Consider the following 9,653-nt stretch of genomic DNA (forward strand, 5'->3'; position numbering starts at 1 on the left):
CGTGCGAACCGGGCGCTGGTCGGCACGTCCGGGTCAGATGATCGGTGGCCGCCCCAGCATCGTCATTCGCCACACCGTGCGCCACCGCATCGGCTGCCGACGCCCGCACGGGGTGCGGACCCCCTCGGCGAAGCCGGCGGCCCAGGCGCGCAGTCCTGTGGCCGAGCGGGTCCGGACCACGGTGAGGAGGGTCCAGGTGCCCAGATAGGCGGGGACCAGCGGGAGCGGAAGATTGCGACGAGCCAGCCAGACGCGGTTGCGGGCCGTCATCCGGTAGTAGACCGAGTGCCGGGCCGGGGACGTCTTGGGGTGCTGGAGCAGCAGATCGGGCTCGTACAGGATCTTCCAGCCTGCGTCAAGCGCCCGCCAGGAGAGGTCAGTCTCCTCGTGAGTGAAGAAGAACTCCGCCGGCCAGGGGCCCGTTTCCGCGAGCATCTTCATGGAGAGGGCGTGGCCACCGCCGAGGAACGCCGTGACGGGGCCGCGCCGCATCGGGTCCGTGGCGCGCAGGCGCGGGACGTGGCGGCGCTGCGTCTCGCCGTGTTCGTCGGCGATACGGAACCCGATGATGCCGAGCCGCGGGTCGGCGGCGTACAGCTCCTGGACCTTGCGCAGCACACCGGTGTCGACGAGCAGACCGTCGTCGTCCAGCTCGACGACGACATCCACGTCCCCGAGTTCAGCCAGTGCCGCGATGGCGACGTTACGGCCGCCGGGGCAGCCGAGGTTCTCGTCCAGCTCGATCGTGGTCACGCCGCCGGCGAGGCCCGACAGGCCGGGGAAGCCGGTGAAGTCCGGGAGCGGTGAGCCGTTGCCCACGACGACGAGACGGGCCGGCAGCACGTCCTGCATGGCCACCGAGGCCAACAACGCCTCGACCTGCTGCGGGCGGTCGCCCATGGTCACGATGGATACGCCGATGCGCGGTTCGGACAAGGTCAGCACTCCTGAGCTCGCTGCGGTGCCCGCGATCGTAGTCGCTCGATGTTCAGCTTTCGGTCGCTGCCCCGCCACGGGACGGATGCCGCTGCCCGGTAGCGGAGCGGCCGTCAGGAACCGGGGGCGCCGTCCGTCTCGCCGGTCCGCTCCGGCGAGGGCACCCGTGCCGCGATCCGGCGCAGATGCCCCGCGAAGACCTGGGGCGCCTCGGGGGTGAGGGTACGGAGGGCGACCATCGCCGTCACGATGACGTCGCAGAGTTCCGCCTCCACGTCCTGCCAGGAATGGGTGAGGCCCTTGCGCGGGTTCTGGCCGATGGTCCCGATGACGGCCTGGGCGACCTCGCCGACCTCCTCCGAGAGTTTCAGCATCCGCAGCAGGAGATCCTGCTCGGGGCGGATGCCGGTTCCCGCGTCCAGCCAGCTGCGGAGGTGGTCGATGGTGTCCCAGGGGGACCGGTCCGCATCGTCGGTGTCCGTACCGTCCGGGCGGCCGTTCGTGTCGGCGTTCACACGGTGTAGCCTGCCAGGTCCGGACACCGGTGCTTGTCCTCGTGTGCGCTCCAGCTCCCGGACCGGACGTCCGGCACTGGAGAACCGGGGGAGTCTCGCAGACCGCCCGGTACGATTCCGGGCCGGACGGTGCGGCTCCGGACATTCAGCCGGTGGCGTCGGCCTGGCTCGGCACGGATTCCAGCTGTGAGAGCAGCCGCCCGCCGCGATCCTCGGCCATGTCGAGCGTGGCCAGCACGGCGGGCGTCGAGATGCTCGGCAGGACGTAATGCAGCAGTACGGAGATCCGGCGCCCCAAGTCCTCACGTCGGCACAGGACCTGGGACATCACCTGGATTCCGGAGAAGGCGCCCGCCAGCAGCTCGGCGGTCTCACGCGGATGCACGTGCGGCAGCAGCTCGCCCTGGCTCCTGGCAGCGCTCAGCAGATGTTCGAGCCGGTCGATCCAGGCCCGGAACGGTGTGCCCCGGTCGAGACCCTCGACCGCCTGGTCCATCGCCAGCCCGACACTTGCCCTCACCAAGGGTTCGTGGCGGAGCCGGTGGGCGAGAATCATCCCCTGGTCCACCAGCTCCTGAAGCTTCGTCGGCCGCGGCGGCAGCGGGAAACTGTCCAGCTGGACGTCCATCACGCCGAGCGCCAGCTCTTCCTTCGAGTTGAAGTGGAAGTACAGTGCGCCCTTGGTCACCCCCGCCCGGGCGAGGATCTCGCTGATGGTGGCGCTGCTGTAGCCACGCTCGTCGAACACGGCGGCGGCCGCCACCAGGATCGACCGTCGAGTCTGGATCGCGCGCGCCTGCTGGGCCATCAGCTACGAGTCTCTCTGTCATGGCGTGGTCGGCGCCACAGGGGTCTGACTGAAAGGGGAAACCGGACTGCCAGTATCTTACGGCCTCCCCCACGACAGGGAGTGGGCTCCCCACGCCCTGCGACTCCGCTTGCGGCGTTGTCGTCAGTCACCGACTCCCCCATGGCCTTAAGGGCATGGGAGGGGCCCCCTTCGCGTCGACTCCTTCCTCCGCCTTGCCATCGAAGCCGCACGACGCCGCTCGCTGCTCCCCTCCCCACCGTGGGGGAGGCCGTAGCGACCTCCCCCACGACAGGGAGTGGGCTCCCGACGCCCCGCGAGGGGCTTCGGCGCCGCCCACGCCCGGCACACCCCTCGGTGACGTCAGCAGTCCGGCCTCGGCCGGTTGCTCACTCCGCCGCGGGGATACGTGTTCCCGTGCCGCTCACCCGCACCCGCGCGTCGCCCGCGCGCAGTTCGACCGCGAGCGTGCCGGGGCGGCCCATGTCCTGGCCCTGGTGGAGGGTGAGGACCGCGGCGTCCGGGACGAGCGCCAGCTCGCGCAGGTACGCGCCGAAGGCGGCCGCCGCCGCACCCGTCGCCGGGTCCTCGACCACGCCGCCCACCGGGAACGGGTCGCGGACGTGGAAGACGGTCGCCGACTCGCGCCACACCAGCTGGACCGTGGTCAGGTCGAGCCGGTGCATCAGCGCTTCGAGCCGGGCGAAGTCGTAGTCGAGGTCGGCGAGGCGCTCCCGGCTTCCGGCGGCCAGCACCAGATGACGGGCGCCCGCATAGGCGATCCGTGGCGGCAGGGTCGGGTCCAGGTCGCCGGCCGGCCAGTCCAGGGCGGCCAGCGCCTCGGCCAGGTCGTCCGGGGCGACATTCGTGACGTGCGGTTCGACGCTCGTGAGGGTGGCGCGGAGTTCGGTGCCGTCCTGGGCGACGGTAACCGGGACCGTACCCGCCTGAGTGGTGAACACCAGGTCGCCGGGGCCGTAGCGCTCGGCGAGGGCGATGGCTGTCGCGACAGTGGCATGGCCGCAGAACGGGACCTCGGCCTTCGGGCTGAAGTAGCGGATCGCGTAGCCGCGACCGCCCGATTCACCCGAAGTACCGGGGCCGGTCAGGAAGGCCGACTCGCTGTAGCCGAGTTCCGCCGCGATCGCGAGCATCGCCGCGTCGTCGAGACCGGACGCGTCGAGGACGACCCCCGCTGGATTGCCGCCCTGCGGGTCGGCGGAGAAGGCGGTGTAGCGCAGGACCTCGGTTCCTGGAATCTCACTCATGACGCTGCTCAACCCGTCCGCGGTCCAGGGCATTCCCGCCCGGGGCGGACCGACGCCCCGGACCCGGGCGCGCGGGCCCGGTGACAGTTCTCGACGGCGGTACCCCTCTTCGTCCGGGAGCAGGAGTCCAGGAGCGTGCCGCTCGGCTCGATCGCCGGCGCGCGCAAGGAATCGTCAGCCCCGGCCCACGTACGGCATCGTCGTCGCCAGGACCGTCGCGAACTGCACGTTGGCTTCGAGCGGCAGCTCCGCCATGTGCACCACCGTCCGGGCCACGTCCGCCACTGCCATCACCGGCTCCACCGCCAGCTCGCCGTTGGCCTGGAGGGTGCCGGCCTGCATCCGCTCCGTCATCTCCGTGGCCGCGTTCCCGATGTCGATCTGGCCGCAGGCGATCCGGTACGGACGGCCGTCCAGCGACAGTGACTTCGTCAGCCCGGTCATCGCGTGCTTGGTCGCCGTGTACGCCACCGAGTGGGGGCGCGGCGCATGTGCGGAGACCGAGCCGTTGTTGATGATCCGGCCGCCCTGCGGGTCCTGCTCCTTCATCTGCCGGTACGCCGCTTGCGCGCACAGGAAGGCCCCGGTCAGGTTCACATCGACGACCGTGCGCCAGTCCTCGTAGGAGAGCTCCTCGACCGGGACGGAGCGCGGGCCGAACGTGCCCGCGTTGTTGAACAGCAGGTCGACCCGGCCGGTCCACTCCCGTACGCAGGAGAAGAGGGCGTCCACGTCCTCGGGGCGGGAGACGTCGGCGGGGACGGTGATCGACCGGGCATCCGGCCCGGCCATGTCCACGGTCTCGGCGAGGGGTTCGGGGTGGCGGCCGGCGAGCGCCACCGACCAGCCGGCGCCCGTCAGGGCGAGAGCCACCGCGCGGCCGATCCCGGAGCCCGCGCCCGTGACGACGGCCGTCCTCGCATCAGAGTTCAACAGTTTGTTGCTCATGACGCCGCAGCGTACGCCTTTCGCCTCAAGAGTCGCCGCCTGGCGGCCGGTTCGGGCTCCCAGGAGTGATGTCCCGATCGATCAGCCGATGTCGTCCGCCGGGTAGCGGACGCCGATGCGGTCACGTACCGCATCGAGCGTCCGCATCACCGCCAGCGACCCGTCCAGCGGCACCAGCGGTGACTCCGTCTCACCCGCCCGCAGCGCGCGCAGGACCTCCGCCTGCTCGAACTGCATCCCGCGGAGCCCGTCGCCCGCGGTCCCCGCGGTGAACTCCTCCGGGTCGTGACCCTCCCGGTGCAGCACGAACCGCTCCGGGTAGAAGAAACCGCGCGGGAAGTCGATCCGCCCCCGGGTGCCCGTGACCGACGCGGTCTGCGGGGTGTCGGCGGTGACCGAACAGCTCAGCAGCGCCGTGGCCCCCGACTCCCAGCCCAGCAGCATGCCGGTGTTCAGATCGACGCCCTCGGGGGAGAGCAGCGCATCGGCCTGGACACGGTCCGGCTCACCCAGCAGCAGATGCGCGAACGACACCGGGTACACCCCGAGGTCCAGCAGCGCGCCGCCGCCGAGCACCCGGTCCCGCAGTCGGTGGTCCGGGGCAAAGGGACCCGCGAGCCCGAAGTCGGCCTGCACGGTACGGATCTCGCCGATGGCGCCGTCGGAGATCAGTGTGGTCAGCCGCCGGACGACCGGGTTGCAGTACGTCCACATCGCCTCCATGAGGAAGAGGCCACGGTCCCGGGCGAGCGCCACGAGCTCCTCCGCCTCCCGGGAATTGAGGGTGAACGCCTTCTCGCACAGCACGTGCTTCCCGGCCTCCAGGCAGAGCGCGGTGGCCTCCCGGTGCGCGGAGTGCGGCGTGGCCACGTACACCACGTCGACCTCGTCGTCGGCGGCGAGTTCGGCCCAGCTGCCGTACGCCTTCGGTATGCCGAACCGTTCGGCGAACGCCTTCGCCGCCGTGTCCGTACGGGACGCCACGGCGACCACTTCCGTGTCGGGCATCGCCTGCAGGTCAGCGGTGAAGGTCGCGGCGATGCCACCCGTAGCCAGCACGCCCCAACGCACGGTCCTGCTCATGCCTGCTCCCAAGAAAAGGTCTCGACCACTCCGGCTGAGCTGAGAGCATAGGGGTGGATTCAATTATTTGGAGATGAGAATGCCGGAGACCGGCGTGAGCCGAGCCCAGCACGCAGACATAGCGAATGCCACAGCCGGGACCGGGACCGGCGCACGCACCGGTGCCGGGCCCGCCGCCACCGCCGCGACCCGTCGCACCGCACTCCTCGTCACCCTTGTCCTCGGCGGTCTCACCGCACTCCCGCCGCTCTCCATGGACATGTACTTGCCGGCGCTGCCGGCAGTCACCGACGCCCTGCACGCCCCCGCGGCCACCGTCCAGCTCACCCTCACCGCCTGCCTCGCCGGAATGGCGCTCGGCCAGGTCGTCGTCGGACCGATGAGCGACCGCTGGGGCAGGCGCCGGCCGCTGCTCCTCGGCATGGCGGTCTACGTACTCGCCACCGCGATCTGCGTCTTCGCGCCCACCGCGGAACTTCTCATCGGCTTCCGCCTCCTGCAGGGCCTGGCCGGCGCGGCCGGCATCGTCATCGCCCGGGCCGTCGTCCGTGACCTGTACGACGGCGTGGAGATGGCCAGGTTCTTCTCCACCCTGATGCTCATCTCCGGCGTCGCACCGATCGTCGCGCCCCTGATCGGCGGACAGGTGCTGCGGTTCACCGACTGGCGGGGCATCTTCGCCGTCCTCACCGTCGTCGGCGTCGTGCTGACCCTCGTCGTCTGGAAGTGGCTGCACGAGACGCTGCCGCCGGAGGAACGGCGTACCGGGGGGATCGGCGACGCACTGCGCACCATGCGCGGGCTCCTCGGCGACCGGGTCTTCACCGGTTACATGATCGCGGGCAGCCTCGCCTTCGCCGCGCTCTTCGCCTATGTCAGTGCCTCGCCGTTCGTGGTCCAGGAAATCTACGGTGCCTCGCCGCAGACCTTCAGCCTGCTCTTCGGTATCAACTCGATCGGCCTGATCACCGTCGGCCAGATCAACGGCAAGCTGCTGGTGGGCCGGATCAGCCTGGACAAGGCGCTCGGCTTCGGGCTCGGCGTCATCGCCCTCGCCGCGGTCGCGCTGCTTCTGATGACGTCCGGGGTCTTCGGCGAGGTCGGTCTGATACCGGTTGCCGTGGGGCTCTTCGTCCTGATGTCGGCGATGGGGCTCGCGATGCCGAACACCAATGCCCAGGCGCTCATGCGTACCGAGCACGCAGCGGGTTCCGCCTCGGCGCTGCTCGGTACGTCGTCGTTCCTGATCGGGGCCGCCGCCTCACCGCTCGTCGGGATCGCGGGGGAGGAGACGGCCGTCCCGATGGCGGTCGTCCAGGTGGTGTGCGCGGTCGGCGCGATGGCCTGCTTCCTGGTCCTGTGCCGACCCTGGCAACGGCAGTCGTAGAAGCTCGGGAACGACCCGGGGGTGTCCGGCGGATCACGGCTGGGGCCGCGACGGTCTTAGCGGGGCGCGCGCGGGTAGCCGAGCAGGTGCAGCCGGTCCAGCTCGTCCGTCCACCGGAACACGCCGACGCCCGCCTCCGCCTCCGCGCCCGGCAGCCGCACATTGGACGGCAGCCCCTCCGGGGTCCCCGTGGCGACCTCGACGGCGACCGGGCGTCCGCTGCCGTTCAGGGCGTCCGTCGCGTTGCGCACGTTCGTCGCGCCGTACGCGATGCCCTCGTCCGTGACGGAGGCCAGTGTCAGCCGCTTCGAACCGTCCGGTGCCTCCAGGCAGAAACCCTTCTTCGCCGTCAGGTCGAAGGCGAGGTTCCCGGCCACCAGATAGCCCGCCGAGGGCGACATGACGGCCTGCGGGTACTGGCCCGGCTTGATGGCCACCTTGTTGCACTCCACCGTGGCCACCGGTTTCCCCGTCTCCGCGTCGTGCACCGCCCACAGGTCATGGGTCTGCGCCAGGTTCTGGCCCTTGGCGAGCTGCCACTTGGCCAGCACCCAGCCGGGGGCCACGGTGGTCGGGATCCCGCTGGTGCGGTCGGTGTTCTTCGGGGCGACGTTCCGGCTGAACCAGCCGCCCTGCACCCAGAACTCCCGTGCCCCGCTCACCAGGAGGCCCTTCTTCGTCAGTCCGAACACCTCGGTGAGCTGCTTGCATGACGGGCAGTCCTTCGGGTGCTTCAGCGCCGAGGGTGCGATCTTCGAGAACTGTCCGGTCGCCGGGTCGACCACCACACTGGTCGTCCGGCCGTCGCTGATCAGGATGTCGGGGCCGGAGGCGATCACGCTCGGTGCGGAGGACCACGGCACCTCGATGCGCCGCCGGGCGCCGTCCTTCACGTCGTACACATCGAGGGAGACGATCGTGTCGGCCGGGGTCAGCGCGTTCACGCCGACCTTTCCGTACGACCAGGTGACGAAGTACTCCACGTCGTTCTTGGTGACCAGGATCAGCTTCGGGGAGTGCTTCGAGGCCGGCGGCCGCCAGTTCTCCCCCCTCCAGCCCGCCCTTCCGGTCTCCGAGTCGATGGTCTCCAGCCGGTACTGGTTGTCGGCGACCCGCAGCAGATAGCCGAGGCGTCCCGTCGTCCGGGAGATCGCGTAGTCGGGGGAGGTGTTGACGAGCTCCCAGCCGCTTTGCGTGCTGTACGCGGGAGGGACCGTGAGCTGCGTCGCCGGGCCCGGACCCGTGGGCGTCGGCACCGGTTTCGTCGGCTTGTCGGCGCCCTTCCGGTCCTGGCTGCCCCCGGCACCGCACGTGGCCAGCAGAAGCAGCAGGGCGAGCACGAGCACCCCGGCGACCAGAGTCAGGCGCACGATCTTCTGTCTCATGGTCCCCTCCGATGAGCAATCCTGGCGTCGCGCCGGTCAGCGTAGCAACTGGCCAGTGTTTACCAGCAGTTCGGATCCGGCGCTGTTCCGCGAAGATCCTGTGCCGGGCGACGGGGCGCAGGACGGGACGGACACCGGCCGGGGAACGGCCGGGGAACAACCGGTCGAATCCGCCTACAATTCGTCGGTGAACGTCACCCTCTCCACCGCGGAAGCCCTGCGCACGGCGCTGGCCGGACTCCTCGACGGGCTGCCGCCCAAGCAGGCCGCGCAGGCCGTCGACCGGCTCATCGCCAACTACCGGGGGACCACCCCCACCGATGCCCCGGTGCTCCGCGACCGCTCGGACGTCGCCGCGTACGCCGCGTACCGCATGCCCGCGACCTTCGAAGCGGTACGGTCCGCCCTCGCCGCCCTCCGTGAGGCCGCTCCGGAGTGGACGCCCGCCACGCACACCGACATCGGCGGCGGCACGGGTGCGGCGAGCTGGGCCGTCGCCGGGGCCTGGGAAGGCCAGCGGACCGCCGTCCTCGACTGGGCCGAGCCCGCGCTCACCCTCGGCCGCGAGCTCGCCGAGGCCTCCGGAATCGAGGCCCTGCGCACCGCCGAGTGGCGGCGGGCCCGGATCGGTGCAGGACTGGAGCTCGACCCCACGGACCTGGTGACCATCAGCTACGTACTCAAGGAACTGACGGCGCAGGCGCGCACTGGGCTGGTCGATACCGCGGCGGCCGCCGCACAGGCCGTCGTGATCGTCGAGCCCGGCACCCCCGACGGCTACGCCCGCGTCATCGAGGCCCGCGACCGGCTGATCGCCGCCGGACTGACGGTCGCCGCCCCGTGCCCGCACAGCGACGCGTGCCCCATCGAGCCGGGCACCGACTGGTGCCACTTCTCGGCCCGGGTCAGCCGCTCCTCGCTGCACCGGCAGGTGAAGGGTGGCTCGCTGCCGTACGAGGACGAGAAGTTCAGCTATGTCGTGGCGACCCGCTTCGCCACCGAACCGGTACCCGCCCGGGTCACCCGCAAGCCGCAGATCCGCAAGGGGCAGGTGCTGCTGGACCTGTGCACCCGCGACGAGGCCCTGCAGCGCTCCACGGTCACCAAGCGGCACGGCGAGCTGTACCGGGCCGCCCGGGACATCGCGTGGGGCGACGCCTGGCCACCGCCCCACGGGGAGGGTGACTAGTGCCGCGACCGGCAAGGTTTGCCCGTCAAGGAGCGGCGACCGGTGCGTGTGATCGCAAGGCGGCCGGAAGCCCTGGTAGCGGAGCTACCTGGGCTTTTGGCCAACGCCGCGAGCGCGCGTGCCGGGCGTCGCGA

9 protein-coding genes are annotated in these 9,653 nt (G+C 71.0%); 2 read left to right on the forward strand and 7 right to left on the reverse strand.

What is annotated here, in order from left to right; translation table 11 throughout:
• Positions 1-33 precede the first annotated feature (33 nt).
• The 6 genes from AB0N06_RS10225 to AB0N06_RS10250 form a co-directional block, all read right to left on the reverse strand.
• On the reverse strand, positions 34-936 hold the full coding sequence (locus AB0N06_RS10225) for a glycosyltransferase (RefSeq protein ID WP_366134248.1): 903 nt from the start codon (positions 934-936) through the stop codon (positions 34-36).
• Positions 937-1,049: 113 nt separating this feature from the next.
• Positions 1,050-1,379, reverse strand: a complete 330-nt coding sequence (locus AB0N06_RS10230; RefSeq protein WP_366134258.1) for a MazG-like family protein — start codon at positions 1,377-1,379, stop codon at positions 1,050-1,052.
• Between the two features lie 217 nt (positions 1,380-1,596).
• Positions 1,597-2,259: a ScbR family autoregulator-binding transcription factor gene (locus AB0N06_RS10235; RefSeq protein ID WP_366134249.1), complete on the reverse strand. Its 663-nt coding sequence runs from the start codon at positions 2,257-2,259 to the stop codon at positions 1,597-1,599.
• 389 nt (positions 2,260-2,648) lie between these two features.
• Positions 2,649-3,527 (reverse strand): PhzF family phenazine biosynthesis isomerase, encoded by an 879-nt coding sequence (locus tag AB0N06_RS10240; RefSeq protein ID WP_366134250.1) that lies wholly within the window; start codon positions 3,525-3,527, stop codon positions 2,649-2,651.
• 174 nt (positions 3,528-3,701) lie between these two features.
• The gene (locus AB0N06_RS10245; RefSeq protein WP_366134251.1) at positions 3,702-4,475 is read right to left on the reverse strand and encodes an SDR family oxidoreductase; all 774 of its coding nucleotides are present in this window, start codon (positions 4,473-4,475) and stop codon (positions 3,702-3,704) included.
• Positions 4,476-4,556: 81 nt separating this feature from the next.
• Positions 4,557-5,558 (reverse strand): Gfo/Idh/MocA family oxidoreductase, encoded by a 1,002-nt coding sequence (locus tag AB0N06_RS10250; RefSeq protein ID WP_366134252.1) that lies wholly within the window; start codon positions 5,556-5,558, stop codon positions 4,557-4,559.
• Positions 5,559-5,637: 79 nt separating this feature from the next.
• Here AB0N06_RS10250 and AB0N06_RS10255 point away from each other — a divergent pair, with 79 nt between their 5' ends.
• Positions 5,638-6,945 carry a multidrug effflux MFS transporter gene (locus AB0N06_RS10255; protein WP_366134259.1) on the forward strand — a complete coding sequence of 436 codons (1,308 nt, stop codon included), beginning with the start codon at positions 5,638-5,640 and terminating at the stop codon, positions 6,943-6,945.
• 56 nt (positions 6,946-7,001) lie between these two features.
• Here AB0N06_RS10255 and AB0N06_RS10260 read toward each other — a convergent pair whose 3' ends face one another.
• Positions 7,002-8,330 (reverse strand): hypothetical protein, encoded by a 1,329-nt coding sequence (locus AB0N06_RS10260; protein ID WP_366134253.1) that lies wholly within the window; start codon positions 8,328-8,330, stop codon positions 7,002-7,004.
• A gap of 187 nt (positions 8,331-8,517) precedes the next feature.
• On the opposite strand from AB0N06_RS10260, the gene AB0N06_RS10265 reads away from it, so the two are divergent.
• Entirely contained in the window at positions 8,518-9,519 is a 1,002-nt protein-coding gene (locus AB0N06_RS10265) for a small ribosomal subunit Rsm22 family protein (protein WP_366134254.1), read from the forward strand.
• The last annotated feature ends 134 nt before the right edge of the window (positions 9,520-9,653 follow it).

Source organism: Streptomyces sp. NPDC051020 (assembly GCF_040683105.1).
Taxonomy (GTDB): Bacteria; Actinomycetota; Actinomycetes; order Streptomycetales; family Streptomycetaceae; genus Streptomyces.

Bases quoted from the DNA above. Each gene is read 5' to 3' on its own strand.
- AB0N06_RS10235 (WP_366134249.1), bottom strand. From the start codon at position 2,259: ATGGCCCAGCAGGCGCGCGCGATCCAGACTCGACGGTCGATCCTGGTG.
- AB0N06_RS10240 (WP_366134250.1), bottom strand. From the start codon at position 3,527: ATGAGTGAGATTCCAGGAACCGAGGTCCTGCGCTACACCGCCTTCTCC.
- AB0N06_RS10245 (WP_366134251.1), bottom strand. From the start codon at position 4,475: ATGAGCAACAAACTGTTGAACTCTGATGCGAGGACGGCCGTCGTCACG.
- AB0N06_RS10250 (WP_366134252.1), bottom strand. From the start codon at position 5,558: ATGAGCAGGACCGTGCGTTGGGGCGTGCTGGCTACGGGTGGCATCGCC.
- AB0N06_RS10255 (WP_366134259.1), top strand. From the start codon at position 5,638: ATGCCGGAGACCGGCGTGAGCCGAGCCCAGCACGCAGACATAGCGAAT.
- AB0N06_RS10260 (WP_366134253.1), bottom strand. From the start codon at position 8,330: ATGAGACAGAAGATCGTGCGCCTGACTCTGGTCGCCGGGGTGCTCGTG.